19 protein-coding genes are annotated in these 25,913 nt (G+C 68.4%); 6 read left to right on the top strand and 13 right to left on the bottom strand.

Annotation, left to right across the window (positions count from 1 at the left end; translation table 11 throughout):
* Positions 1–15 precede the first annotated feature (15 nt).
* Entirely contained in the window at positions 16–780 is a 765-nt protein-coding gene (locus AruCF_RS06475) for a YdcF family protein (protein ID WP_049072656.1), read from the top strand.
* 2 nt (positions 781–782) lie between these two features.
* A complete protein-coding gene (locus tag AruCF_RS06470; RefSeq protein ID WP_049077601.1) occupies positions 783–1,058 on the top strand; it encodes a YkgJ family cysteine cluster protein in 276 nt (91 codons plus the stop codon).
* Between the two features lie 80 nt (positions 1,059–1,138).
* On the opposite strand, the gene AruCF_RS06465 is transcribed toward AruCF_RS06470, so the two are convergent.
* From AruCF_RS06465 to dnaE, 7 genes are read right to left on the bottom strand one after another with little or no spacing between them, the layout of a single operon-like run.
* A complete protein-coding gene (locus AruCF_RS06465) occupies positions 1,139–2,287 on the bottom strand; it encodes a glycosyltransferase family 4 protein (RefSeq protein WP_049072654.1) in 1,149 nt (382 codons plus the stop codon).
* Entirely contained in the window at positions 2,262–2,987 is a 726-nt protein-coding gene (locus AruCF_RS06460; protein ID WP_100504340.1) for a polysaccharide deacetylase family protein, read from the bottom strand. Before AruCF_RS06460 ends, AruCF_RS06465 begins: the two co-directional genes overlap by 26 nt.
* 17 nt (positions 2,988–3,004) lie before the next feature.
* Positions 3,005–4,120 (bottom strand): glycosyltransferase family 4 protein, encoded by a 1,116-nt coding sequence (locus AruCF_RS06455; protein WP_049072652.1) that lies wholly within the window; start codon positions 4,118–4,120, stop codon positions 3,005–3,007.
* On the bottom strand, positions 4,117–4,872 hold the full coding sequence (locus AruCF_RS06450) for a glycosyltransferase family 2 protein (RefSeq protein WP_049072650.1): 756 nt from the start codon (positions 4,870–4,872) through the stop codon (positions 4,117–4,119). Before AruCF_RS06450 ends, AruCF_RS06455 begins: the two co-directional genes overlap by 4 nt.
* Positions 4,869–5,717 (bottom strand): polysaccharide deacetylase family protein, encoded by an 849-nt coding sequence (locus tag AruCF_RS06445; protein WP_049072649.1) that lies wholly within the window; start codon positions 5,715–5,717, stop codon positions 4,869–4,871. The genes AruCF_RS06450 and AruCF_RS06445 overlap by 4 nt, the downstream gene beginning before the upstream one ends.
* Positions 5,714–6,805 (bottom strand): glycosyltransferase family 4 protein, encoded by a 1,092-nt coding sequence (locus AruCF_RS06440; RefSeq protein ID WP_049072648.1) that lies wholly within the window; start codon positions 6,803–6,805, stop codon positions 5,714–5,716. The genes AruCF_RS06445 and AruCF_RS06440 overlap by 4 nt, the downstream gene beginning before the upstream one ends.
* Positions 6,805–10,296, bottom strand: coding sequence for a DNA polymerase III subunit alpha (dnaE, locus tag AruCF_RS06435; RefSeq protein ID WP_049072647.1), 3,492 nt, complete (start codon positions 10,294–10,296; stop codon positions 6,805–6,807). Before dnaE ends, AruCF_RS06440 begins: the two co-directional genes overlap by 1 nt.
* A gap of 129 nt (positions 10,297–10,425) precedes the next feature.
* On the opposite strand from dnaE, the gene lpxO reads away from it, so the two are divergent.
* Positions 10,426–11,325, top strand: a complete 900-nt coding sequence (gene lpxO, locus AruCF_RS06430; protein ID WP_049072645.1) for a lipid A hydroxylase LpxO — start codon at positions 10,426–10,428, stop codon at positions 11,323–11,325.
* A gap of 71 nt (positions 11,326–11,396) precedes the next feature.
* Here lpxO and AruCF_RS06425 read toward each other — a convergent pair whose 3' ends face one another.
* From AruCF_RS06425 to hrpA, 3 genes are all read right to left on the bottom strand, one after another.
* Positions 11,397–12,692 carry an ABC transporter ATP-binding protein gene (locus AruCF_RS06425; protein ID WP_049072643.1) on the bottom strand — a complete coding sequence of 432 codons (1,296 nt, stop codon included), beginning with the start codon at positions 12,690–12,692 and terminating at the stop codon, positions 11,397–11,399.
* Between the two features lie 9 nt (positions 12,693–12,701).
* Positions 12,702–14,435 (bottom strand): ABC transporter permease, encoded by a 1,734-nt coding sequence (locus AruCF_RS06420; RefSeq protein ID WP_049072642.1) that lies wholly within the window; start codon positions 14,433–14,435, stop codon positions 12,702–12,704.
* A gap of 169 nt (positions 14,436–14,604) precedes the next feature.
* A complete protein-coding gene (hrpA, locus tag AruCF_RS06415; protein ID WP_080977356.1) occupies positions 14,605–18,543 on the bottom strand; it encodes an ATP-dependent RNA helicase HrpA in 3,939 nt (1,312 codons plus the stop codon).
* A 136-nt stretch (positions 18,544–18,679) separates the two neighbouring features.
* Between hrpA and argA the strand changes: the two genes are divergently transcribed.
* The 3 genes from argA (at position 18,680) to AruCF_RS06400 (ending at position 22,519) form a co-directional block, all read left to right on the top strand.
* Complete coding sequence (gene argA / locus AruCF_RS06410; protein WP_049072641.1) at positions 18,680–20,038, top strand: amino-acid N-acetyltransferase; 1,359 nt, start codon at positions 18,680–18,682, stop codon at positions 20,036–20,038.
* Between the two features lie 120 nt (positions 20,039–20,158).
* Positions 20,159–20,431, top strand: a complete 273-nt coding sequence (locus AruCF_RS06405; RefSeq protein WP_006384045.1) for an oxidative damage protection protein — start codon at positions 20,159–20,161, stop codon at positions 20,429–20,431.
* Between the two features lie 135 nt (positions 20,432–20,566).
* Positions 20,567–22,519: a phosphocholine-specific phospholipase C gene (locus tag AruCF_RS06400; protein ID WP_049072640.1), complete on the top strand. Its 1,953-nt coding sequence runs from the start codon at positions 20,567–20,569 to the stop codon at positions 22,517–22,519.
* A gap of 87 nt (positions 22,520–22,606) precedes the next feature.
* Here AruCF_RS06400 and phoU read toward each other — a convergent pair whose 3' ends face one another.
* The 3 genes from phoU to AruCF_RS06385 form a co-directional block, all read right to left on the bottom strand.
* A complete protein-coding gene (phoU, locus tag AruCF_RS06395; protein WP_049072639.1) occupies positions 22,607–23,332 on the bottom strand; it encodes a phosphate signaling complex protein PhoU in 726 nt (241 codons plus the stop codon).
* A 163-nt stretch (positions 23,333–23,495) separates the two neighbouring features.
* A complete protein-coding gene (gene rpiA, locus AruCF_RS06390; RefSeq protein ID WP_049072638.1) occupies positions 23,496–24,176 on the bottom strand; it encodes a ribose-5-phosphate isomerase RpiA in 681 nt (226 codons plus the stop codon).
* Between the two features lie 38 nt (positions 24,177–24,214).
* Complete coding sequence (locus tag AruCF_RS06385) at positions 24,215–25,879, bottom strand: isovaleryl-CoA dehydrogenase (protein WP_049072637.1); 1,665 nt, start codon at positions 25,877–25,879, stop codon at positions 24,215–24,217.
* Positions 25,880–25,913: the final 34 nt, after the last annotated feature.

Below are 25,913 nucleotides of genomic sequence, written 5' to 3'. Positions count from 1 at the left end.
ACAGTTTGTCTTGAAATGACCATGTCCAGCTATCTCACGAATCTGATCATTCCCTACAACCTGTGCCTGACCCTGGTGGTGGTCGGTCTGGTCCTGGGCCTGTTCCGGCTGCGCAAGACCGGCGGCGCCCTGATCGTCGCCGGCCTGCTCTGGGCGCTGGCATGGTCGCTGCCGGCGACCTCGCTGTGGCTCGGAGGCGCGCTGGAAAGCCGCTACCCGCACCTGCCGCCCGCCGAATCCCCCACCGCCGACGCCATCGTGGTGCTGGGCGGCAACACCGCCAATGGCCGCGCCAACTGGTTCCTGCCCTATGACAAGGACACCGCCGTGGTGCGCGTCGACACCGCGGCCCAGCTGTACCTGGCGGGCCGCGCGCCGAAGGTGGTGCTGTCCGGCGGCGCGCTGGAAGGCGACGTCAGCGAGGCCCGCGGCATGGCCCACGCCATCCGCCAGCAAGGCGTGCCGGAATCGGCGCTGATCCTTGAGAACGCCAGCCGCACCACCTACGAGAACGCGGCCCTGACCGAAGACCAGCTCAAGACCCGCGGCATCGGCAAGGTGCTGCTGGTGACGTCGGCCCTGCACATGCCGCGCGCCATGGCGGCGTTTTCCAAGCAGGGCGTGGTGGCCATCGCCGCCCCAGCTCCGCCGCAGATCGTGGCGCCGGCCGACGGTTCCCTGAATCCGTGGCTGCCCGACCAGCGCACCTTCGACGCCAGCCGTTCCATCATCAAGGAATACGCCGGGCTGTTCGTCTACTGGCTGCGCGGGTGGGTCTGAGCATGACGGCAACGCTGGCCTGCCGGCCGGGCTGCGGCGCCTGCTGCATCGCGCCGTCGATCACCCGGCCGATCCCCGGCATGCCCGATGGCAAGCCGGCCGGCGTCCCCTGTATCCAGCTGCTGCCGGACATGCGCTGCGCGATCTTCGGCCAGCCGTCGCGGCCGGATTTCTGTGGCGGGCTGCAGGCGCAGGCCGACATGTGCGGTGGCGATCGCGAATACGCGATCCGCTGGCTGGGCGAGCTGGAGCGGGCCACCGCGCCGGCGACGCATTGAATCGCGGACGCATCGATCGCATTGCATGAAAACGGGACCCTGGCGGTCCCGTTGTTGTTTTTGGGCCAGCGCGGCGGAGGTCAGCCGCGCTCGGCCAGCACGTCCTGGTACAGCGCCTCGTAGCGCGCCGCCACGGCCTCCCAGCTCTGGTCGCGGGCGATGGCCAGACCGCGCTCGGACAGGGCCGCGCGCAGTTCGGGCTCGTCGCCCAGCCGCTGCAGGGCCTGCGCCAGTTGGGCGCCATCGCGCGGGTCCTGCAGGATCAGGGCGTCCTTGCCCGCCGACAGGTACTGGGCGAAGCCGCAATAGGCGGGCGAACTGACCACCACCGGCAGGCCGTGCGACATGGCTTCCAGCGGCGCCATGGCGTAGCTGTCGTTGAGCGTCGGATGGGCGTAGATGTCGGCCGCCGCGAAATAGCGCGCGACCTCGGGCGTCGGGTCGACCAGCGACACGCGGCTGGCAACGGCGCCTGCCGCGCGCACCCGGTCGCGGGTGGCCTGGTCGGCGCCCACCACCAGCAGGCGGTACCTGGGCGGCAGCAGCGCCAGCGCATCGAGCAGCGCCGGCAGGCCCTTGCGCAGCGGATTGCGCGCCACCAGCAGGCAGCCGATGGTGTCGGCATCCCAGCCGACCTGCGCCCGGGTGGCGGCGCGCGCGGCGGCGGACTCGGGCGCCGGCAGCTTGACCCCGGGCGCGATGATCTCGACCGGCAGCCGCGGGCCGTAGCTGCGGTGCAGCTGGTCCATGATCAGGCCGGACACCGCCACCACGCGCCGCGCGGGCGCGCGGCGCACGCGCGATTTCTCCAGCAACAGGTAGGTGACCAGGCGCGGGCTGAGCCAGGCGAGCGCGCGCTTGAGCGGCTTGACGCGCGTCAGGCGGTTGTAGCGCACCGGCGTGACGTGCATGACCTGGATTTCACCGGCCCAGCCGTTCATGTGCGAGTGCACGATGTCATAGCGGCCGCGGGTCAGGCGGTCGGCCTTCCAGGCGAAATACAACACCCGCATCCAGCTGGGCAACCAGCCAGGAAAGCGCACCGGCAGGAAGGGAAAAGGCAGGTCGCTGTCGAAGTCGCGCGCCACCACGGAAACGTCGTGGCGCTGGCCCAGCACGCGCATCAGCTCGACCCCGTAGGCCTCGGCGCCGCCGAAGCGGTTGCCGAAGCGGTCGACCAGCAGTGCGATGCGCAGCCGCCGCTCAGCCGCGCCCGCGCTTGTCTTCATAGCGGGTCAGGCACTTCTGCAGGAAACGGAAAATGCCGGTCGAGCGCGACACCGTCACGCGCGGCAAACCGAAGGGGTCGTCGCTGGCGCTGGCCAGGCCGCGCTTGGTCAGGGTGGCGTTGTCGTAGCCCGCCTCGCGCGCCATGACCAGGTGTTCCGGGCCGTGATCGCCATAGGGATAACAGAAGGCGGTGACGGGCGCGCCCAGGGCCTGTTCCAGCACGTCCTTGGATTCGACCATCTGGCGGCGGGCCTCTTCGGGCGTCATCTCGGGCAGATGGACGTGGTCCAGCGTGTGCGAGCCGACCTCGTGGCCGGACGCGGCCCACTGGCGCATCTCGTCGACCGTCATGAGCGGCGAGAACGGGATGCCGATCTTGGCGTCCCAGACGTTGCCGCCGTCGAATTGGTTGGCCACCAGGTAGTTGGTGGCGGTGAATCCCAGCTTGTCCAGTACCGGCATCGCGTTCTGGACCACGTTGCGGTAGCCGTCGTCGAACGTCAGGCCGAACACCTTGCCGTGGCGCTCGCCGCGCACGTACGGCATGATGTCGCGCATCGACAGGCCGCGGTAGCCCAGGAAGCGCATCCAGCGCATCTGACGCGCGAAATCATCCGGGTGCACCGTCAGGCCGCGAAACGGCGTGCCCTTGGGGTTGGGCTCGCCGATCTGGTGGTACATGAGAATTGGGATAGACATGGCGCGATTATAGAGGCTCAGTGTCCGCCCAATGTCCGCTGGTAGACGTCGACCGTGGCTTGCGCGAAACGCGCCAGGTTGAAGTCGCGCTCGGCGGTCTGGCGCGCATGGGCGCCCATGGCGCGGACCTGCGCCGGGTCGTCCAGCATGCGGCGCAGGCGCGCGGTCATGGCGGCCACGTCGCGCACCGGCACGATCCAGCCGTCGACGCCGTCGGTGACGTTCTCGGGCAGGCCGCCGGCGTCGGTCACCAGCGCCGGCAGGCCCAGGCCCATGATCTCGCGGCAGGCGAACGACAGGGCCTCGCGGTACGACAGCACGAAGCCGGCGTGGCACGAGGCCAGCGCCGCGCGCACGTCGTCGAGCAGGCCGGGAAAGCGCACCTGGTCGAGCATGCCGAGTTCGCGCACGCGCTCGAGCTTGGCCTCGGACGGCGGGTCGCCGGCCACCAGCAGCAGCACGCGCTCCCTGTCGCCCGGCGGCAGCGCCGCCACGGCGGCCACCAGGTCGAGCCAGCCCTTGTCGTAATCGGTGCCGCCGGCGCTGCCCAGCAGCAGCTTGCCGCGCCAGTCCGGGCCGAAGAAAATCTCGCGCAGCTTGTCCAGGCTGTCGGGCGGCGGCGGCGCGAAAAAGCGCGTGTCGATGCCATGGCGGATCGTGGTGATCGGCCGCTTGCTGTAGGGCGAATCGGCCAGCAGCCGATGGATGTAGTCGCTGACCGCGATGCTGTGGTCGGTGGCCAGCGCCACGCGCAGCTTGTGGCCTAAGCTGGAGACCGGGTGGTCGTTGTGCTTGGTGAACACGATGCGCGGGCGGCGCGCCATCGCCAGCATGGCCAGCATCACCTGCTTGTGGTCGGCCGAGCCGTTGGCGTGGATGATGTCGAAGCGGCCCTGCTTGATCAGGTGGCGCAGCCGCGCCCGGTCGCCGAACCAGGATGACGGCCGCGTGGTGTAGCGCATGTCCACCACCGTGACGCCGGGAATCGCCTTGGCGTAGCGGTACAGCCGGCTGCTGGCCGGCGCGGCCACCGTGATCTGGTGATCGGCCGCCAGGGCGCGACACAGGTTGATGATGTAGGTGACGTGTCCACCGCCGTTGCCGGCGTGGAAATTGGTGTAGAGGATCTTCACTTGTTCTTCTCGGCCAGGAACATCAGCTTCGAATAACGGAAGAAACTGCCCGCCGCCGCGGTCACGGCCAGCACCAGCCCATGGCGGCCGTCGAGAAAGCCGCGCCGGATCAGGTAGATGCGCACGAAGGTCCAGAAGCTGTGGCCCAGCGCGCCGAACACCGAGGTGCGCTTGCCCTTGGCGTACATCATGGCGGCGGCGTCCGACGAATAGCGGTTGATCTTGGTGACCAGCGCGTCCAGGTTGTCGTACGGGTAATGATGGAAATGGCCCTTGAGCTGCAGCGGCGGCTGGCCGTTGGCCGGCACCACGCGTTCATGCACGGCGGCGTCGTTGAAGCGCGCCGCGCCGCGCTTGAACAGGCGCAGCACGTAGTCGGGCCACCAGCCGCTGTGGCGGATATCGCGACCGCAGAAATTCGACAGGCGGGCAATCTCGTAGGTGTCGGCGCGCGGCGCGGCCAGGGTGTCCTGGATCTCGCGGGCCAGCTCGGGCGTGACGCGTTCGTCGGCGTCGATCGACAGCACCCAGTCGCCGCTGGCCAGATCGAGCGCGCGGTTCTTCTGCGGGCCGAAACCGGGCCAGTCGGACGTCACCTCGACCCGCGCGCCCAAGGCCCGCGCCAGCTCCACCGTGCCGTCGGTGCTGCCCGAATCCACCACGATGAACTCATCGGCGAAGGCGACTGACTTGAGGCACTCGGCGATATTGGCCGCTTCGTTCTTGGTGATGACTATGACTGATAACTTCATCCGCGATTCCTAAGACGCTTTTTCCAGGCCTTCCAGGCGTGATAGCGCGGTCCCCAGAAGGGATCGCGCGACAGCCAGATGCGCCGGTTCAACCAGGAGCCGCCCTGATTGCGCACCGCGAAGCGGTAGATGTGGCCGGGGTCGGCGCCAGGGGTGTTCTGGCCGAAAGGGTCGGTAGTGTACAAGTGGCGAAAGCCCGCCTGCCGGGCGGCCGCCACGTAGTCGGCGTCGAAATAGCCCTGCGGCCAGCACAGATGATCGCTGACCGCGCCCAGGCGCCGCGTCAGAGTCTCTCGTGAATCGGACAGTTCCTGCGCAATGTGTGCCTTCTTGGCCTCGACATCAGCGCCGCAGACCTTGTCCCAGCGCGTGTGGGTGTGGGTATGCGAATGGAATTCGAAGGTGCCGGCGGCCCGCATCGCTTCGATTTCGCTCCAGCGCAGCATGACATCGTCGGCGCGGCCTTCGGCGATCAGCTTCTTGCTGGCGTCGTGGTCGGGCGTGGCCGGCAGCGGCAGGCCCTGGCCGGCATGCGGACGCACCGGGCCGTCGCCGATCCAGCCGGTGATGGTGAACAGCACGGCGCGCATGCCATGGCGCGCCAGCACCGGATGGGCGTGGACCCAGTTGTTGAGATAGCCGTCGTCGAAGGTGATCAGCACCGAGCGCTCGGGCGCCGGCGCGCCGGCCAGGTAGGCGGCGAACTGGTCGGCCGACAGCGACTGGTAGCCGGCGCGCGCCAGGCGCGCGATCTGGGCCTCGAACACGTCGGGCATGGCGTTGATCATGCCGCCGGCCGGCGTGACGTGGTGGTACATCAGCACCGGGACGTTGGGCGCGTTCATCGGCGCCGCTCCGCCAGCCAGCGGGTGTAGACGGCCTCGGTGGTCTCGGCCAGGCGGGCGGGCGAGAACACGCCCTCTTCCCAGACCATCTTGCGGCCGGCCTCGCCCATGCGCTGGCGCAAGGCGGCGTCGTCGATCAGTCTTTCGAGCGCGGCGGTGAGCGCGGCCGGGTCCTTGGGCGGCACCAGGATGCCGGTTTCGCCGTCGCGGAACATCTCGGACACGCCGCCGACGTCGGTGCCGATGACCGGCAGGCCGCTGGCCTGGGCTTCGACGTAGACGGTGCCGGAGGCCTCCTGCTGGGTCGCCAGCGCGAACAGGTCGCAGCCGGCCAGCAGATTGGGCACGTCGCGGCGCGTGCCCATCAGGTGGATGCGATCGGCCAGGCCGCGTTCGGCCACGTAGGCCTGGGTCTGCTCGAACACCGGCGAGCCGCCGCCCACGAACACCAGGTGCAGCTTGGGCCGGGTGGCCATCAGCGGCGCGATGGCGTCGATCAGGTCCTTGTGGCCCTTGGTGACGCGCATCACGGCGACACAGCCGACCACCAGATCGTCCGGCGCCAGCCCGAGTTCCTCGCGCAGGGTCGAATGCTCGACCGGCGGCGGCAGCACGATCGGCGAATAGACCGTGGCGACGCGATCGGCCGGCACCCCGCGTTCGATCAGGTGCTCGCGCACGTGGTCGCTGACGGTGGTGACGCGATGCGGCAGGCGCGTGTACGACCAGAGCGAGCCGACCTTGTTGGACAGGTGGCGGGTGCGCACGATCAGCGGCGTGCCCGCCAGGCGGCCGGCCGCCGCGGCGATCACGGTGTCGCGCCGGCTGTGGGTGTTGAGCACGTCGAAGCGCCCTTCGCGCAGGATGCGGCGGATGGCGGCGACGCCCTTCAGGTAGTTGACCGGCCCGTCCATCTCCAGCGTGTGGACGGTGAAGCCGGCGTCCGACAGGCGCTCGGCCAGCAGCGCGGTCGGCTGGCAGATGGCTTCCAGGTGATGGCCACGCGCGCGCATGGCGTTCATCTCCTTGAAGATACGGCCTTCCTGGCCGCCGAAACTGGTGGCGGCTTCCGAGTGGACGATGCGCATCAGTACGTGACCTCCACGCCGTTCGGCTTGGTCCAGGCGTTCAGGTTCTCGAGCAGCGTGTCGGCCATGCGCACGCGCCATTCCTCGCCCAGCCGCACCGTGCAGAGGAAATTGTTCTTGGTGTAGACGATGTCCACCGGCACGCCGGGGATGCCGTTCTCGGGCTCGGCGCGGAACGGGTTGAGCATCTGGCGCAGGCGCGCGGCGTCGGCGCCGCCATTGAGCTTGACGCGCAGCGACTTGGCGCGCGCCTCGCGCGCCAGTTGCAGGTCGTACAGTTGCTCGGCGACGATGCGCATGCCGCCCGAATAGTCATCGTTGCTGACCTTGCCCTGGACGATGACCAGTTGGTCTTCGCGCAGGCGGTTGCGGTGCTTTTCGTAGAGTTCGTTGAAAACCGAGATCTCGACCTGCGCGGTGCCGTCGTCCAGCACCGCGAACACCATCTTGCCCCGGCGTGTCATCATGACGCGCACGCTGGCCAGCACCCCGCACATCCATTGCAGGTCGCGCTGCGGCTCGACCCGCGCCAGCTGCATCGGCACGATCTGGCGCACTTCGTCGCGCCAGGCGTCGAACAGGTGGCCGCTGTAGTAATAGCCCAGCGCCGATTTTTCCTCGGTGAGCTTCTTGTGCAGGTCCCACGGCGCCACCTTGGCCAGCTCGCCGGCCACCACGTCGCTGCTGTCGTCGCCGAACAGCGAGGACTGGTTGGCGCTGCGGGCGGCCTGCTCGGCCGCTTCCATGGCGGTCGGCACCGAAGCCAGCATGGCGGCCCGGTTCGGCTCGATGGTGTCGAACGCGCCGGCCTTGATCAGGGCCTCGATGGTGCGGCGGTTGACCGCGTGCTTGCTGACGCGGCGGCAGAAGTCGAACAGGTTCTGGAACGGGCCGCCTTCCTTGCGGGCGCGCAGGATGTCCTCGACCGCGCCCTGGCCGGTGCCCTTGACCGCCCCCAGACCGTAGCGCATGGTGCGCGGCGGCTTGCCCTTTTCGGTGTACTTGTCGGCCACCGGCTCGAAGCGGTAGCCCGAGAAGTTGACGTCCGGCGGCAGCACCTCGACGCCGTTGTCCTGGGCGTCGCGGCAGAAGATCTGGACCTTGTCGGTGTCGTCCATGTCGGAGGACATGGTGGCGGCCAGGAACTCGGTCGGGTGGTAGGCCTTGAGCCAGGCGGTCTGGTACGAGATCAGCGCGTACGCGGCCGAGTGCGACTTGTTGAAGCCGTAGCCCGCGAACTTCTCCATCAGGTCGAACAGCTTGACCGCGAGATCCGGATCGTGGCCCTTTTCCTTGGCGCCCTTCTCGAACAGCTCGCGGTGCTTGGCCATTTCCTCGGGCTTTTTCTTGCCCATGGCGCGGCGCAGCAGGTCGGCGCCGCCCAGCGAGTAGCCGCCGATGATCTGCGAGATCAGCATCACCTGTTCCTGGTAGACGATGACCCCGTAGGTGCTCTTGAGCGTGCTCTCCAGATCGTTGTGGAAGTAGTCCACCGCGGCACGGCCGTGCTTGCGGTTGACGAAGTCGTCCACCATGCCCGATTCCAGCGGCCCCGGACGGTACAGGGCCAGCATGGCGATGATGTCTTCGAAGGTGTTGGGCCGCAGCTTCTTGAGCAGTTCCTTCATGCCACGCGATTCCAGCTGGAATACGGCAGTGGTGTTGGCATCGCACAGGATCTTGTAGGCGGCCGGATCGTCGAGGCTGAGCGCCATGACATCGAAGTCGCGCTTGTCCTCGTTGAACTGGCGCACGTAGCGCACGGCCCAGTCCAGGATGGTCAGGTTGCGCAGGCCCAGGAAGTCGAACTTGACCAGGCCGGCGGCTTCGACGTCGTCCTTGTCGAACTGCGAGACGGCGCTGTTTTCCTGCCCCGGCTGGCAATACAGCGGGCAGAAGTCGGTGAGCTTGCCGGGCGCGATCAGCACGCCGCCGGCGTGCATGCCGATGTTGCGGGTCAGGCCTTCGAGCGGCTTGGCCAGGTCGACCAGCGCGCGCACTTCCTCTTCCTGCTCGTAGCGGTCCTTGAAAGCCGGCTCGTCCTTCAGGGTGCGTTCGAGCGTCCACGGATCCATCGGGTTGAACGGGATCAGCTTGGACAGGCCGTCGCAGAACATGTAGGGCATGTCCAGCACCCGGCCGGCATCGCGCACCACGGCCTTGGCGCCCAGCGTGCCGAAGGTGGCGATCTGGCTCACGGCGGCGCGGCCGTACTTTTCCTTGACGTAGTCGATGACGCGTTCGCGGTTGTCCTGGCAGAAGTCGATATCGAAGTCGGGCATCGAGACCCGCTCGGGGTTCAGGAAGCGCTCGAACAGCAAGTCGTAGCGGATCGGGTCAAGGTCGGTGATGCCCAGCGCGTACGCCACCAGCGAACCGGCGCCCGAACCCCGGCCCGGGCCGACCGGCACGCCGTTGTTCTTGCCCCAGTTGATGAAGTCTTGCACGATCAGGAAGTAGCCCGGGAAGCCCATCTGGATGATGGTCTTGCATTCCCAGCGCAGGCGCTCGTAGTACTGCTCGCGCTTGGATTCGCGTTCGGCCTCGTCCGGGAACAGGAAGGCCATGCGCTTTTCCAGGCCCTCTTCGGACAGCTGCACCAGGTAGTCGTCCAGCGACACGCCGTCGGGCGTGGGGAAATTCGGCAGGCGCGGCTTGCCCAGCACCAGGCTGAGGTTGCAGCGCTTGGCGATCTCGACCGTGTTGGCCAGCGCCGAGGGCACGTCGGCGAAGCGGCGCGCCATTTCCTCGGAACTGAGCAGGTATTGCTCTTTGGTGAAGCGGCGCACGCGGCGCGGATTGGCCAGGATCTCGCCTTCGGCGATGCAGACGCGGGCTTCGTGCGCCTGGAATTCGTATTCGTCCAGGAACTGCACCGGGTGGGTGGCCACCACCGGCAGGCCGGCCTCGGCCGCCAGGCGCATGGCGGCCTGGGTGTAGGCTTCGTCGCCATCCATGCCGGCGCGCTGCAGCTCGATGTAGTAGCTGCCCGGGAACATATGCGCCCACTGGCGCGCCAGCGCCAGCGCCGACACCGCGTTGCCGGCGTCCAGCGCCTGGCCGACGTCGCCGCCGCGGCCGCCCGACAGCACGATCAGGCCGTCCTGGCCCTGCAGCCATTCGCGGCGGATTTCGGCGCGGCCCTTGCCCTGGTTGGTCAGGAACGCGCGCGACAGCAGTTCGCACAGGTTCAGGTAGCCCTGGTGGTTGCGCACCAGCAGCAGCACGCGGAACGGCTTGGCGGGATCTTCGTCGTTGCTCAGCCAGACGTCGCAGCCGGCGATGGGCTTGATGCCCGCGCCGCGCGCGCCCTTGTAGAACTTGATCAGGCCGAACAGGTTCGACAGATCGGTCAGGGCGACCGCGGGCTGGCCCAGCTTGGCCACGCGCTTGATGAGGTCGGGGATGCGCACGATGCCGTCCACCACCGAGAACTCGGAGTGGACACGCAGGTGGACAAATGGGGACGGGGTTGTTACGGCTTCGGACATGGTAGGAATTGTACCCAGTCGGGCGGTCGAAAAGCGCTGCCGGAGCGATCGCGCCGACGTGCGTCCGGCGCCCCTGTGTAACAATAGACGATTGGACCTGACTCACCCGCCGCAGGACGAGATTTACGTATGAAATGGCTGATACCCGGGATCTGGCTCGCCGCCATCCTGTTCGCGCACTTCCGTGGCCGCGTCAAGCTGCCGCTGGGCCGGCAATTGCTGGATCACTCGGTGCTGCTGGCGCCGATCAACGCCTTCATGGTGCTGAGCTCGCGCGTGCCGTCGACGCCCTACCTGACCACCAGCGAAATCGCCGAGCTCAAGGTGCTGGACGACAACTGGGAGACGATCCGCGACGAAGCCCTGCAAATGGCCGAGATGCGCCGCATCAAGGCGGCCGACAGCCACAACGACATCGGCTTCAATTCGTTCTTCAAGTACGGCTGGAAACGCTTCTACCTGAAGTGGTATGACGCCCGCCACCCCTCGGCCGAGGAACTGTGCCCCAAGACGGTGGCCATCCTGAAGACGCTGCCCAAGGTCAAGGCGGCCATGTTCGCCGAACTGCCGCCCGGCGGCCAGCTCAACCCGCACCGCGACCCGTTCGCCGGGTCGCTGCGCTACCACCTGGGCCTGGCCACGCCCAACGACGACCGCTGCCACATCATCGTCGACGGCGAAACCTACAGCTGGCGCGACGGCGAAAGCGTAGTGTTCGACGAGACCTACGTGCACGAGGCCTACAACCACACCGACCAGAACCGCATCATCCTGTTCTGCGACGTCGAGCGGCCGCTCAAGTGGGGCTGGGCCGAGGCCTTCAACCGCTGGTTCGGCCGGGTCGTGATGTCGGCGGCCAGCTCGCCCAACGACGGCGGCGACCAGACCGGCGCCATCAACAAGCTGACCCATGCGCACTGGGTCATCGACCAGAAGCGCAAGGCCTTCAAGGCCTGGAACCGCAACGTCTACAAGGCCACCAAGTACGGCCTGATCATCCTGGTGATCGCGGGCTTCATCGCCCTGTGATCGGGCCGACCGCGCGGATCGCGCGGTCATCACGCCAGCACGGCGGGCCGTCCGGCCCGCCGCTCCCCACCCTACCCCGCGGCGCGCTCCGGCAAGGTCAACAGGCCGGTGTGGTAGTCGTAGCCGTAGATTTCGCCATAGCGCCCCCATTCCACCGCGATCTTCAGCACGCGCTCGGCTTCGTCGGGCTTGAGGAATTCCTCCAGCGAATCCAGGAAGTTCTTTTCCGGCAACTCGCCGGCAGGCTCCTGCTCCAGGCTGTGGCGAATGTGCGCGGCCAGCGGCACGTGCGCCAGCAGCTGGCGGCCGAAGATGGCCTGCTTCTGGCCCTGGTCGGCCTGCACGTAGCGCTGGCCCAGCGGCGTCAGGAAGATGTCGCCCTTGTCGATCTGGGCCAGGCCGAACAGGCCCAGCGCTTCGCAGGCCGGCAGCAGGTCGTCGTCCGAGATCTCGGCTTCCTCGGCCAGCTTGGGCAGGTCGGCGCGGCCATTGAACGGCGCCTCCGCCAGCACGTCCAGCACGCCTTCCATGCGCTCGACCTCGGTCTGCGGAAAGCGGTAGCCCAGGCCCTGCTGGCGCGGCGTCGGCACGTCGTGCGCCGGGCGCTGCGTCATCAGCGCATAGACCTCGTCGATCAGCGCCCGCACCTGCGGCGAATCGGCGTTGCGCGGCCGCGGCAGGCCGATCTGCACCTGGCTGCGGATGCGGCCGGGGTCGCTGGAGAACACGATGATGCGGTCGGCCATCATGACCGCTTCCTCGATGTTGTGCGAAACGATCAGGATGCCCTTGGTCGAGATGCGGCTCTCGTCCCACAGCTCCAGCATGTCGTCGCGCAGCGTTTCGCCGGTCAGCACGTCCAGGGCCGAGAAGGCTTCGTCCATCAACAGCACGTCCGGGTTCATGACCAGCGCGCGGGCGATGCCGACGCGCTGGCGCATGCCGCCGGACAGCTCGCGCGGCAAGGCGCCGCCGAAACCGCCCAGGCCCATCAGGTCGAGCACCGCATCGGCGCGCCTGGCGCGCTCGGCCGGCGCCACGCCCTGGGCCTCCAGGCCCAGCTCGACGTTCTGCTGCGCGGTCAGCCAGGGAAACAGCGCGAACGACTGGAACACCATGGCGATGCCCGCCGCCGGGCCGTACACCGGCTGGCCGCGGTAGGTGACGGTGCCCTGGTCGGCGTTGACCAGCCCCGCCATGATGCGCAGCAGCGTCGACTTGCCCGAGCCGGACTTGCCCAGCAGGGCCACGATCTCGCCTTCGCGCAACGTGAAGTCCACGTGTTCCAGCACGTGCCGGGCGGTGCCGTCCGCGGCGCGGAACGACTTGCCGACGTCGTGCAGTTCGATCAGGAAATTGGAATTCATGAGGACTCCCTACCGGCCGCGGTCTTCGGCCAGCAAATACAGTTTGCGCCAGAAAAACCGGTTCAGCAGCATGACGAAAATGCTCATGACGCCGATGCCGAGCGCGATGCGGTGGAAATCGCCCTGCTCGGTCATCTGCTTGATGTAGCTGCCCAGGCCATCGGCCACCAGGGAGGTATTGCCCCAGGACACGTACTCGGCCACGATGCTGGCGTTCCAGGAGCCGCCGCTGGCCGTGATGGCGCCGGTGATGAAGCTGGGGAACACCGCCGGCAGGTACACCCGGCGCCATAGCAGCCAGCCCTTCAGACCGAGGTTGCTGGCGGCCAGGCGCAGTTCGTTCGGAATGGTCGAGGCGCCGGCCACCACGTTGAACAGGATGTACCACTGGGTGCCGAAGATGATCAGCGGGCTGAGCCAGATGTTGGGGTTGAGCTTCAACGCCACCATCACGAACACCACCGCCGGGAACAGCAGGTTGACCGGGAACGCCGCCAGGAACTGCGCCACCGCCTGCACCCGCTGCGAATACTTGGGCCGCAGGCCGATCCAGACCGCGATCGGCACCCAGATCAGCGACGCCAGCCCGATCAGCACCATCACCCGCACCAGGGTGATGCCGCCCAGGCCGATCACGTGCAGCACCTCGCTCCAGCCCACCTCCGCGTGCACGAAGACGACCAGTTTGTAGGTGGCCAGCAGCGCGCCGGCGGCCAGCAGCGCATCCCAGACGCGCGTCCAGCGCGGGTCTGGCGCCTTGGCGCGGGCGCGGATCGAGGTGCCGTCGTACGACACGCTGAACCAGCCCAGCGCGCGCCGCATCTGCGCCCAGAACATATTGGACAACGCCTGCATCCAGCGGCTGCGGCGGGTCCAGTCCAGCAGCCAGGACTGCTGCGCCACGTCGGCCTGCGATTCCTCGAAGCGGAACTTGTCGGCCCAGGCCAGCAGCGGCCGGAAGAACAACTGGTCGTAGAGCAGGATGCCGGCCATCATGGCGCCGATGGCCCAGGCGATGGCGCGGCCGTTCTCGGCGTCGATCGCCACGGCGATGTAGGAGCCGATGCCAGGCAGCTTGATGTCCTGCCCGGCCACCGAGATGGCCTCGGCCGCCACCAGGAAGAACCAGCCGCCGGACATGGACATCATCATGTTCCACAGCAGGCCCGGGGTGGCATACGGCAGTTCCAGCCGCCAGAAGCGCTGCCAGCCGGACAGCCGGAACACGCGCGCGGCCTCGTTCAGTTCGGCCGGCACGGTGCGCATCGACTGGTACAGGCTGAACGCCATGTTCCAGGCCTGCGAGGTGAAGATGGCGAAGATCGCCGCGCACTCGACCCCCAGCAGGTTGCCGGGAAACAGCGCGATGAAGGGCGCGATGGCGATGGCCTGGAAACCCAGGATGGGCACCGATTGCAGGATGTCCAGCATCGGGATCATGGCTTTTTCGGCGGTGCGGAACTTGGCCGCGATGGCCGCGAAGATGAAGCTGAACAGCAGCGAAAAGGCCAGCGCCGTGAACATCCGCAGGATGGTGCGCAGCAGGTAATACGGCAGGTAGATCGGATCCAGCGAGATCGGCAACTCTTCGCCGACGGCGAAGGGACGGCTCATTTGCGAGGCGCCGTAGGCCATCGCGGCCAGCACCACCAGCACCAAGGGAAGAAGCGCCCAGTCCCAGCGATTGGGCGAAGAGCGGGACGACGAGGACGGGCGCGTCCGGGTGCTGAAGAGCTCGAACATGTCGGCAATGCTCCAGGGAGCGGGGTGAAGGCCCGCGCATTGAAGCATAACCAGATGACGCGTCACTGAACAGAAAACGACTGAAATCTGGGTGTAATACGGGACGGCTCAAACCGCCCCGTATTACACCGGTGAAAAGGCCACCGCCCGCGTCGCCCGGCCCCGCAAATCAGCGTTGCAGGGACTCCCAGCTTTTCATCAGGCGCTTGACCGACACCGGCATCGGCGTGCGCAATTCCTGCGCAAACAAGGCCACCCGCAGTTCCTCCAGCAGCCAGCGGAACTCGTCCAGGCGGGGGTCGGGCGCCCCTTTCAGGGCCGAGCGGGCCCGCTGGTACTGGGTCAGGAGCGGCGCCATCTCGGCCACCAGCTTGGCGTCGCGGCCGGGGTCGGCGCGCAGCTTGTCGATGCGCGCCACCGCCGCCTTCAGGTAGCGGGGGAAATGCGACAGCTGGGCGTAGGGGGTGTCGCGGATGAACCATTTGGGCATCAGCGCCCCCAGCTGCTGCTGCAGGTCAGCGTAGGCGGCGGCGTGCGGCTTGGCCTGTGGCAGCTTGCGCTGCAGGGCCGCGTATTCCGTCAGCACCGCGCCCGCCAGGCGCGCCACTTCCTGGGCCAGCAGGCCCAGCCGGCCCTTGCCCTCGGCCCGGCGCGCCTCGAACTGCTGTTCATTGACCGGCCAGGGCTCGGCCAGGCAGGCCTGGCAGAGCGCGCAGTCGATGATCTGGTCGCGCAGTTCCTCCTGCGTGCCCAGCGTCATGTAGAGCATGCTGATCTTGGTGAGGTCGGCCAGGTTCTTTTCCAGGAACTTGACCTGCTCGCGCAGGCCCAGCCGGAACAGCTTGAGCAGGCCGGCGCGGTGCGCCTTGCGCGCCTCGTCCGGGTCGTCGAACACGTCCAGGTCGCAATGCGCGCCGCGATCGACCAGCGCCGGGTAACCGATGACCGATTGGCCGCGGCGCTTGATCTCCATGATTTCCGGCAGCGGACCGAAGGTCCAGGCGGTCAGGTTCTCGTGCGCCAGCGCCTGCGCCACCTGAGTGTCGCTGGCGGCCAGTTGCTGGAAGGTGGCCTGGGCCTGCTTGCCGAACTCGGCGCGCAGCTGCGCCAGGTTGCGGCCGGCGGCCAGCATGCGGCCGTGCTCGTCGACCACGCGGAAGTTCATGAACAGGTGCGCCGGCAGCGTCTCGAGCTTGAAGTCGGCGGCGGCCGGGCGCACCTGCACCTGATCCCACATGTCGGCGATCAGCGCATCCACCAGGCCGGTCTGCGGGTCGCCCAGGCGCTCGAACCAGCGGTCGTAGAAGCCGGCGGCATAGTCGGGCAGCGGCACGCAATGGCGGCGCAGCTTCTGCGGCAGCGACTTGAGCAGCAGGTGCACCTTCTCCTTGAGCATGCCGGGCACCAGCCATTCGCAGCGCGCCGGATCGATCTGGTTCAGGGCGAACAGCGGCACCGCCAGCGTCACGCCGTCGCGCGGCGAGCCGGGCTCGAAGTGGTAATCGAGCGCCATCGACACGCCCTGCCACTCCACCTTCTTGGGGAAGACGTCGGTGGTGACGCCGGCGGCCTCGTGCCGCATCAGTTCGTCGCGCGTCAGCAGCAGCCTGGCCGCTTCGGCCTTGTCGAGGCCGTTGACCCACTTTTCAAGCGTCGCCGTCTGCGAGATGTCGGCCGGCAGCTGGCGGTCGTAGAAGGCGTAGATCAGCTCGTCGTCGACCAGGATGTCTGGGCGGCGGGTCTGGTGTTCCAGCTTTTCGATGCCGGCGATCAGCTTGCGGTTGTGGGCCACGAAGGCCAGGCGCGTGTCGATCTCGCCCGGCACCAGCGCCTGGCGGATGAACAGCTCGCGCGCCTCGCGCGGATGGACCCGGCCGTACTGGATGCGACGGCCGCTGTAGATGGTCAGGCCGTAGAGCGTGGCGCGTTCGTTGGCCACCACCTGGCCGGCCTTCTTTTCCCAGCGCGGGTCGGACCAGTTCTTGCGGATCAGGTGGGCGCCGACCTTTTCCAGCCAGACCGGGTCGATGCGCGCGACGCAGCGCGCGTACAGCCGGGTGGTCTCGACCAGCTCGGCGGCGACGATCCAGCGCCCGGCCTTCTTCACCAGGCGCGAGCCCGGATGGATGTGGAAGCGGATCTCGCGGGCGCCCTGGTAATGGCCGCCCTCGTCGCTCTTGAAGCCGATGTTGCCTAACAGGCCCGACAGCAGTGCCATGTGCAACTGCTCGTAGGTGGCCTCGACCTGATTGACGCGCCAGCCCTGCTCGCCCACCAGGGCGGCCAGCTGGGTGTGGACGTCGTGCCATTCGCGCAGCCGGATGGGCGACAGGAAGTTCTGCCGCAGCAGGCCCACCAGCTTTCGCTGCGAGGCCTTGTGCTGCACCTGCTCGCCGTACCAGCGCCACAGCTTGAGGAAGGAAATGAATTCGGACTTGTCGTCGGCGAACTTGGCGTGCGCGGCCTCGGCCGCCTCGCGCTCCTGCATGGGGCGGTCGCGCGCGTCCTGCACCGACAGCGCCGAGGCGATGATCAGCATTTCCGCCAGGCACTGGTGCTCGCGCGCGGCCAGGATCATGCGGCCGATGCGCGGGTCCACCGGCAGCTTGGCCAGTTCGTGGCCGGTGCGGGTCAGGACGAACGAGGCGCCGGTGCGGCTGGCGTCGTCGCCGTCGTCGGCCGCGGCCAGCTCGATCGCGCCCAGCTCCTGCAGCAGGTGGTAGCCGTCGGCCACCGCGCGCCCGGGCGGGGCCTCGACGAACGGAAACTGCTCGATGTCGTCCAGCTTGAGCGACTTCATCCGCAGGATCACGGAGGCCAGCGAGGAACGCAGCACCTCGGGGTCGGTGAAGGCGGCGCGGGCGTTGAAGTCGGCTTCGTCGTAGAGGCGGATGCAAAGGCCCGGGCCGACGCGGCCGCAACGGCCGGCGCGCTGGTTGGCCGAGGCTCGGCTGACCGGCTCGATGCGCAGCTGCTCGACCTTGTTGCGCCAGGAATAGCGCTTGACGCGCGCCAGGCCGCTATCGACCACGAAGCGGATGCCGGGCACCGTCAGCGAGGTTTCCGCCACATTGGTGGCCAGCACGATGCGGCGCGCGTTGCCGCGCGGATGGAAGATCTGTTCCTGTTCGGCCTGCGACAGGCGCGCGTACAGCGGCAGCACTTCGGTGCCGGCCGGGTGGCGCTTGCGCAGCGCCTCGGCCGATTCGCGGATCTCGCGCTCGCCGGGCAGGAACACCAGCACATCGCCGGGGCCGTGGCGGGCGCACTCGTCGACCGCGTCGACGATGGCGTCGATCAGGTCGCGTTCCTCGTCGCCCGACATGCGCTCGCGGTCGCGGCCCGGCTTGGCCGGCGCGGCGTCTTCCTCGGCTTCCTCGCGCACCGGGCGGTAGCGCACCTCGACCGGGTACAGCCGGCCCGAGACCTCGATCACCGGCGCCGGCTTGTCCTCGGACGCGGCGAAATGGCGGGCGAAGCGCTCGGCGTCGATGGTGGCCGAGGTGATGATGACTTTCAGGTCGGGGCGGCGCGGCAGCAGCTGCTTCAGATAGCCCAGCAGGAAGTCGATGTTCAGGCTGCGTTCGTGCGCCTCGTCGATGATGATGGTGTCGTAGCGGCGCAGCAGCGGGTCACGCTGCGATTCCGCCAGCAGGATGCCGTCGGTCATCAGCTTGATCGACGCATTGGGGCCGGTGCGATCGTTGAAGCGCACCTGGTAGCCCACCACCTCGCCCATCGGCGTGTTCAGCTCCTCGGCGATGCGCTTGGCCACCGAGGTGGCGGCCAGCCGCCGCGGCTGGGTGTGGCCGATCATCTTCTGGCGGCCGCGGCCCAGTTCCAGGCAGATCTTGGGCAGCTGGGTGGTCTTGCCCGAGCCGGTCTCGCCGCTGACGATGACCACCTGGTGGCCGGCGATGGCGCGCGCGATTTCCTGGCGCCGCGCGCTGACGGGCAGGTCCTCGGGGTAGGTCACGGCGGGAATGGGCCGCTCGGGGCGGGGCGCCTGGCGCGCCGCCGGGGCCGCGGCGTCGGCGCGCGGCTTGCCCGGGGCCCGGGTCGGCCCGTCGGCCTGTACGGGCGGCCGCGGGCGGGAAGATTCTGGCATGTACGATTTGTCCGGTTAGCTGCCTATTATATAAACGCCGCGCGGCCATATAATTTCGCCACGCCGTCCCGTGACGGCGCGTTGACGCGGCCCCCGGGCCGCGTTGTTGCCACTCTCAGGAATTGCCCCACCCATCATGCCCGACCTGGAACCAGACACCGTCTCCGCCCTTGAAGCCCCCGAATTCGCCCCTGCCCAGTTCGTCCGATGGTTCCGAGACGTCGCGCCCTACGTGCATGCGTTCCGAGGCAAGACCTTCGTGGTGGCGTTTGGCGGTGAGTTGGTGCAGGCCGGGGCGCTGAACGCGCTGGTGCAGGACCTGTCGCTGCTGTCGTCGCTGGGCATCCGCCTGGTGCTGGTGCACGGCTCGCGCCCCCAGGTCAATGAACAATTGCGCCTGAAGGGCTTCACCCAGCAATTCGACCGCGGCCTGGCGCCCACCGACGCCGCCGCGCTGGAATGCGCCAAGGAAGCCGCCGGCGAGATCCGCCTGGACATCGAGGCCGCCTTCAGCCAGGGCCTGCCCAACACGCCGATGTCGCACGCGCACATCCGTGTCATCTCGGGCAATTTCGTCACCGCCCGCCCCACCGGCGTGCTCGACGGGGTGGACTACAAGCACACCGGCCAGGTGCGCAAGATCGACGTCGACGCGCTCAAGTTCGCCATCGAGAAGGGTTCGTCGGTGGTGCTGCTGTCGCCGCTGGGTTTCTCGCCCACCGGTGACGCCTTCAACCTGGCCATGGAAGACCTGGCCACCAGCGTGGCGGTGGCGCTGCGCGCCGAAAAGCTGATCTTCCTGTCCAGCGAACAGGGCGTGCTGAACGAAGACGGCTCGGTCGACACCGAGCTGGCCCGGGTCGACGCCGACGCGCTGCTGGCGGCCGGCTCGCTGGACGAGGAAACCGGCGCCTACCTGCAATACGCGTCGCTGGCGGTCAAGCGCGGCGTGGCCCGCGCCCACCTGGTGCCGTTCTCGCTGGACGGCAGCGTGCTGCTGGAAATCTTCACCCACGATGGCGTCGGCACCATGGTGGTCGAAGACACGCTGGACGACCTGCGCCCGGCCACGCTGGATGACGTCGGCGCCATCCTCAGCCTGATCGAGCCGCTGGAAGCCGACGGCACGCTGGTGCCGCGCCCGCGCAGCGTGATCGAGCGCGACGTCGAAAACTTCACCGTGCTCGAGCACGACGGCGTGATCTACGGTTGCGCCACGCTGCACAACTTCCCCGAGGATCACATGGCCGAGATGGCCTGCCTGATCGTGCACCCCGAATGGCAGGGGTCCGGCGAGGGCGAGATCCTGCTGCGCCACATGGAATCGCGCGCCCGCGCCAGCGGCGCCAAGCGGCTGTTCGTGCTGACCACCCGCACTTCGCACTGGTTCATGAAGCGCGGCTTCGTGCAGGGCGGCATCACCGACCTGCCGCGCGAAAAGCAGAACAACTACAACCGCTCGCGCAACAGCCTGGTGTTCATCAAGAAGCTGTGACGCGGGCCCGCCCCCGCGGCTTTTGGGGGACCCTACCCGCAGTGCCCGCAGGGGCTTGGCGGCCTTGTGGCGCCAAGCCCGCTAAAATGACGCATTACCCATTCTTTCCGGCAGCGAACCATGGCCCGTACCGTCAACTGTGTGAAATTGAAGCGTGAAGCCGAAGGGCTCGATTTTCCGCCCTACCCCGGCGAACTCGGCACCCGCATCTGGCAGAGCATTTCCAAGGAAGCTTGGGAAGAGTGGAAGCAGGTGCAGACCCGCCTGGTCAACGAAAACCGCCTGAACCTGGCCGACGCCCGCGCCCGCAAGTACCTGCAACAGCAGATGGAACGCTTCCTGTTCGAGGACGGCAGCGTCGAAGCCCAGGGCTACGTTCCGCCCTCGGCCTGATGCCGCCGCGCCGCCATGCGCGGCACGCCTGCGAAGCCCCTCGTCCGCGAGGGGCTTCTTGCTTCTGGCCGGCCGCCGTGGCGCCGCCCGGGCCTGGCTTAAGATTCCGTCATTGCTGGCCGTATTAACGCTGTCATGAAAGAAGATCCGAGTTCCGCCTCTTCCTCCGACCTGCCCCGGACCATCCGGCGCGCGCTGGCGGTTGCCCCCGATCGCAAGCACGGCACGCTCAACGACGTGCGCCATGTCGTCATCCTGATGCAGGAAAACCGGTCCTTCGACCACTATTTCGGCGGCCTGGCGGGGGTGCGCGGCTTTGCCGACCCGCATCCGGCGCCCACCAAGGCCGGCGACGTCCTGACACAAGCCGACGGCGCCGAGCGCGCGCGGCCCTATGCGCTGCAGGGCGAGTACGCCAGCGACACGCCCGTGGGCTACATCACCCCGCATACCTGGGACGACGCCCAGCGCGCCTGGAACGATGGCCGCATGGACCAATGGCTGGTCGCCAAGCGCCGCCTCGGCATGGGCGCCTACCGCCCGGCCGAGGTGCCATTCCAGACGGCGCTGGCCAACGCCTTCACGCTGTGCGACGCCTACCACTGCTCGATCCAGGCAGGCACCAATCCGAACCGGCTGTTCCTGTGGACCGGCACCAACGACCCGCTGGGCCGCGCGGGCGGCCCGGCATTGGTCAACACTTTCGACCGCCTCGGGCCGGCCGACCAGGGCTACGGCTGGACTACCTACCCGGAACGCCTGCAGGCCGCCGGCATCGACTGGCGCATCTACCAGGACATGGCGGACAACTTCCACGACAATCCGCTCGCCGGCTTCCGCCAGTACCGCCGCCAGCACGATGCCGGCGGCGCCGACGCGCCGCTGCGCGACCGGGGCCTGTCCACCCGCACCCTGGACGACCTGGCGCGCGATGTGGAACAGGGCGCGCTGCCGCAGGTCTCCTGGATCATCGCCCCCGCCGCCGACTCCGAACATCCCGAGGTCTCGTCGCCGCGCCAGGGCGGCGCCTACACCGAACGCGTGCTCGATATCCTGACGCGCAACCCGGCCGTCTGGAGCGGCTGCGTGTTCCTGGTCACCTACGACGAGAACGACTGCTTTTTCGACCACATGCCGCCGCCCGCCCCCCCGGCGCGCGACGCCGATGGCCGCTCGGGCGGCCTGTCCACCGTAGAACTGGACGGTGAATACCACGACACGCGCCACGGTCCCAGCGCGGCCACGCCGGACGATCCCCCGGCGCTGCATGGTCGCGCCTTCGGCATGGGTCCGCGCGTGCCGATGCTGGTGGTATCCCCCTGGAGTCGAGGCGGATGGGTCAATTCGCAGGTGTTCGACCACACCTCGGTGATCCGCTTTCTCGAAGCCCGCTTCGGCGTGGCCGAACCCAACATCAGCGCCTGGCGCCGCGCCGTGGCCGGCGACCTGACCTCGGCCTTCGATTTCGCCGGCGACCGCGCCGCGCTGCACGCCGACAGCGTGCGCCACGCCTGCGCCCTGCCCTATGCGCTGGAGGCCGTGGGCCGCATGACCGCCGACGGTGAACACTACCGCCTGACCTTCCGCAACCCCGGCACCGTGGGCGCGGTGCTGCATGTGTACGACCGCCTCGCGCTCGAGCGCGCCCCGCGCCGCTACACCATCGGCGCCGGCGCGCGGCTGGACGACGGCTGGCGCCTGGATGCCGAGGGCGCCTACGACCTGTGGCTGCTCGGCCCGGACGGCTTTCATCGGCGTTTTCGTGGCGACGCGCGGGATGCCGGCCTGCTGGAGGCGCAACTGGTGCCGGTAAGCTCGGGCGTGCGCCTGCGGCTCGTCAACCACGGCGACACGCCCCTGCCCGTGCAGGTCGAATCGCGCATGGGCGATGGCTGGCGCGCCATGGCCCACGTGCAGGCCGGTGGCGCGCTGGAACTGAAGTACGCCGGCTGCGAGGGCTGGTACGACCTGGAGGTCGGCGCCCAAGGCTTGCCGGCCTTCGGCCGTCGCCTGGCTGGCCGCATCAACGCGGGCAAGTCCGGCGTGCCGGATCCGCGGCTGTGCCAGGGCGCCGAACTGCCGCTGTAGGCGCACGCGCAACGAAAAACCCCAAGCGCCGAGGCGTCTTGGGGTTTTTTTGTTGCCTGACGGCGGGCGACCGGGCGGCCGCGGCGATCAGTCGTCCTGTTCGGGGGTGTCTTCTTCGCCGCGCGCCAGGCGCTCGGTGTTCTTGACGCCGGTGTGGCGCACGTCGGCGCCCTTGACCATGTAGATCACGCGTTCGGACATGTTCTTGGCATGGTCGCCGATGCGTTCGAGCGCGCGGGCGATGAAGATCATGTCGATGGCGCGCGAGATCGTGCGCGGATCTTCGATCATGTAGGTGATCAGGTGGCGCAGCGCCCCCTTCCATTCCTTGTCCACTTCCTTGTCGCTGCGCACGACGGCGGCAGCCAGGATGGGATCGAGACGGGCGAAGGCGTCCAGCGCCTGGTGCAGCATGGTGCGCACGTTCGAGGCCATGTGGCGCAGCTCGATCACCGGGATGTGACGGACTTCCGATTCGTGGATACGACGCGCCACCGTGGCCACTTTCTCGGCCTCGTCGCCGGAGCGTTCCATGTCGGTCAGCATCTTCGACACGGCCATCAGCATGCGCAGGTCGATGGCGGTGGGCTGGTGGCGGGCGAGGATGCGGCTGATGCTTTCGTCGATCTCCACTTCGTGGCGATTGACTTCCTTTTCGCGCTCGCGCACCTTTTCAACCAGCGTCAGGTCGCCGCTGGCCAGCGCGTCGATGGCCTCCTGGATCATGGCCTCGACCACGCCGCCCATTTGCAAGAATTGCGAACGGACGCTTTCCAGATCAGCGTCGAACTGCTTGTTTGTATGCTCCGTCATCCGGGCTCCCTGCGTGGTTGGTCTCATTGCATTGCCCCGATATGAAAGCGTTTCAATCAAGTATGGGCCTGCACAACCGGCAAGGTTATGACCCAAGTGTGACAGGATTATGAATCGCGGCCGGAGCGCCCGCAAGCGCGCGCGATCCGGCCCCTGGACGCACTCAGGCGCGGCGATCGAGGCGGCGGATGCCGCCCTGGGTGGCCAGCAGCGCCACGTCGGCGCCGGCGATGGCGAACAGGCCGCAGGTGACCACGCCCGGCAGGTTGTTGATGCGGGCTTCCAGGCCGGTGGCGTCGGTGATCGACAGGCCGGAGACGTCCAGGATGATGTTGCCGTTGTCGGTCACGAAGCCTTCGCGCAAGCGCGGCTGGCCGCCCATGGCCGTCATGGCGCGGGCCACCGCTTCACGCGCCATCGGGATGACCTCGATCGGCAGCGGGAACTTGCCCATGACATCGACCAGCTTGGATTCGTCGGCAATGCAGATGAAGCGGTCGGCCACCGAAGCCACGATCTTCTCGCGCGTCAGCGCGCCGCCGCCGCCCTTGATCATGTGCAGGTTGGCGTCGATCTCGTCGGCGCCGTCGACGTAGATCGGCATCGACGTCACGTCGTTCAGGTCCAGCACCTTCAGGCCATGGCCGGCCAGGCGCGCGGCGCTGCGCTCGGAACTGGCCACGGTGCCAGCGATGCGCCCCTTGAAACGCGCCAGGCCGTCGATGAAGAGATCGGCCGTGGAACCGGTGCCGACGCCGATGATGACATCGGGTCCGGCGACCTGTTCAACCAGTTCCAGGGCCGCGTCGGCGGCTTGTTGCTTGAGTTCTTGTTGCGAGAGCATGGCGGAGTGCGCAAAAAAGGTGGGTGAAGCCGGGAAATTTAGCATGCGGCCGCGGCCGGCCAGGCCCGCGCCAGCACCGCCGCCACGTCGGCGCCGGCCGCCAGCTCGCCGAACACGCCGCCCGCCGCGCCCAGCCGGCTGTGGACAAAGCCTTGCGCCACCGGCTCGGGCGCGTGCCGGATCAGCAGCGCCGCCTGCCACAGGCGCGCCAGGCCGCAGGCAATGCGACGGGCCTGGAACTCGGCCTGGCCCGCATCGGCCAGCAGCGCGCGCCAGCGCGCCAGCGCCGCATCGAATTCCGGGTAGCGGCCGCTGGCGGGCGCGAATTCGCCTTCCAGCGCCGGCAGCGCCTCGGGCTCGCGTTGCAGCGCGCGCAGCACGTCCAGCGCCATGACGTTGCCCGAGCCCTCCCAAATCGAATTGACCGGCGTTTCGCGGTACAGGCGCGGCATCGGGCCTTCTTCAACATAGCCGTTGCCGCCCCAGGCCTCCATGCATTCGGCCACCGCCGCGATCGCGCGCTTGCAGACCCACAGCTTGGCGGCCGGCGTGCCGACCCGCGCCAGGGCGCGCGCGCCGGCGTCGCCGCGCTCGTCCACCGCGCGCGCCAGGCGCAGCCCCAGCGCCTGGGCGGCTTCCGACTCCAGCGCGAGGTCGCCCAGCACATTGCGCATCAGCGGCTGCGCCAGCAACGGCTTGCCGAAAGCCTGGCGGTGGCAGGCATGGTGCAGCGACTGCACCAGGGCCTGGCGCAGCAACGCGGCGCTGCCCAGCACGCAATCGAGGCGGGTGGTGGCGGCCATCTCCAGCAGCACCGCCAGGCCGCGCCCGGGTTCGCCGACCATGACGCCCCACGCGTCCTCGAACTCGACTTCGGCGCTGGCATTGCTGTGATTGCCCAGCTTGTCCTTCAGGCGCCGGATGCGGACCGCGTTGCGCGGACCATCCGGAATCCAGCGCGGCACCAGAAAGCAGCTAAGGCCCTCGTCGGTCTGCGCCAGCACCAGATGGGCGTCGGCCTGCGGCACCGAGAAGAACCATTTGTGGCCCACCAGCGAATAGGCGCAACCGCGCCCGATCGCGCCCAGCGGCGCGGCGCGTGTCGTGACCGCGCGCAGGTCGGAGCCGCCCTGCTTCTCGGTCAGGCCCATGCCGATCAGCGCGCCGCGCTTGCCGGCCAGCGGCGCGTCGGCGCCATCGAATTCGCGCGAATAGAGCGCGGGCAGCCAGTCGCCGGTGTAGTCGATCACGCCCGCCGGCTCGCGTTGCAGCAAAGGCACGGCGGCAAAGGTCATGGTGGTGGGACACAGCGTGCCGGCCTCGACCTGGCCCTGCATCAGGTAGGCCGCCGCACGCGCCACCTGCGCGCCCGGCACCGGCTGGGCCCAGGCGCGGCTGTGCAGGCCGCGTGCCACGATGCCGCTCATCAACAATTGCCAGGCGGGATGGAAATCGACGTGGTCGATGCGATGGCCGGTCCGGTCATAGGCCTGCAGCCGCGGCGGATAGCGGTTGGCGTCGACGCCGGCGGCCAGGGTCTGGGCGCGGCCGAGCCAGGCCCCATGGGCGCCGAGGTCGCCGAGCCAGGCGCCGGCGCCCTCGCGGACCGCCGCCTCGCGCAACGCCGGGTCGGTCTCGAACAGCGAATAGTCCTCCAGGGGCGGGACCTGGTTGAGTACGGTGTGGGTCACGAACGACGGCATGCTGGCTCCTCTTCGTTGATGCGCCGTGCACCTC

The organism is Achromobacter ruhlandii (assembly GCF_002082135.1).
Classification (GTDB): Bacteria; Pseudomonadota; Gammaproteobacteria; order Burkholderiales; family Burkholderiaceae_B; genus Achromobacter; species Achromobacter ruhlandii.
The sequence above is the reverse complement of the archived record's forward strand: the minus strand, read 5'-3'. Positions and strand labels throughout refer to the sequence as shown.

Bases quoted from the DNA above. Each gene is read 5' to 3' on its own strand.
- AruCF_RS06450 (WP_049072650.1), bottom strand. From the start codon at position 4,872: ATGAAGTTATCAGTCATAGTCATCACCAAGAACGAAGCGGCCAATATC.
- AruCF_RS06425 (WP_049072643.1), bottom strand. From the start codon at position 12,692: ATGAATTCCAATTTCCTGATCGAACTGCACGACGTCGGCAAGTCGTTC.
- AruCF_RS06465 (WP_049072654.1), bottom strand. From the start codon at position 2,287: ATGAAGACAAGCGCGGGCGCGGCTGAGCGGCGGCTGCGCATCGCACTG.
- phoU (WP_049072639.1), bottom strand. From the start codon at position 23,332: ATGACGGAGCATACAAACAAGCAGTTCGACGCTGATCTGGAAAGCGTC.
- rpiA (WP_049072638.1), bottom strand. From the start codon at position 24,176: ATGCTCTCGCAACAAGAACTCAAGCAACAAGCCGCCGACGCGGCCCTG.
- hrpA (WP_080977356.1), bottom strand. From the start codon at position 18,543: ATGCCAGAATCTTCCCGCCCGCGGCCGCCCGTACAGGCCGACGGGCCG.
- AruCF_RS06475 (WP_049072656.1), top strand. From the start codon at position 16: ATGACCATGTCCAGCTATCTCACGAATCTGATCATTCCCTACAACCTG.
- AruCF_RS06385 (WP_049072637.1), bottom strand. From the start codon at position 25,879: ATGCCGTCGTTCGTGACCCACACCGTACTCAACCAGGTCCCGCCCCTG.
- lpxO (WP_049072645.1), top strand. From the start codon at position 10,426: ATGAAATGGCTGATACCCGGGATCTGGCTCGCCGCCATCCTGTTCGCG.
- AruCF_RS06420 (WP_049072642.1), bottom strand. From the start codon at position 14,435: ATGTTCGAGCTCTTCAGCACCCGGACGCGCCCGTCCTCGTCGTCCCGC.
- AruCF_RS06460 (WP_100504340.1), bottom strand. From the start codon at position 2,987: ATGTCTATCCCAATTCTCATGTACCACCAGATCGGCGAGCCCAACCCC.
- AruCF_RS06400 (WP_049072640.1), top strand. From the start codon at position 20,567: ATGAAAGAAGATCCGAGTTCCGCCTCTTCCTCCGACCTGCCCCGGACC.
- AruCF_RS06405 (WP_006384045.1), top strand. From the start codon at position 20,159: ATGGCCCGTACCGTCAACTGTGTGAAATTGAAGCGTGAAGCCGAAGGG.
- dnaE (WP_049072647.1), bottom strand. From the start codon at position 10,296: ATGTCCGAAGCCGTAACAACCCCGTCCCCATTTGTCCACCTGCGTGTC.
- AruCF_RS06445 (WP_049072649.1), bottom strand. From the start codon at position 5,717: ATGAACGCGCCCAACGTCCCGGTGCTGATGTACCACCACGTCACGCCG.
- AruCF_RS06440 (WP_049072648.1), bottom strand. From the start codon at position 6,805: ATGCGCATCGTCCACTCGGAAGCCGCCACCAGTTTCGGCGGCCAGGAA.
- AruCF_RS06470 (WP_049077601.1), top strand. From the start codon at position 783: ATGACGGCAACGCTGGCCTGCCGGCCGGGCTGCGGCGCCTGCTGCATC.
- argA (WP_049072641.1), top strand. From the start codon at position 18,680: ATGCCCGACCTGGAACCAGACACCGTCTCCGCCCTTGAAGCCCCCGAA.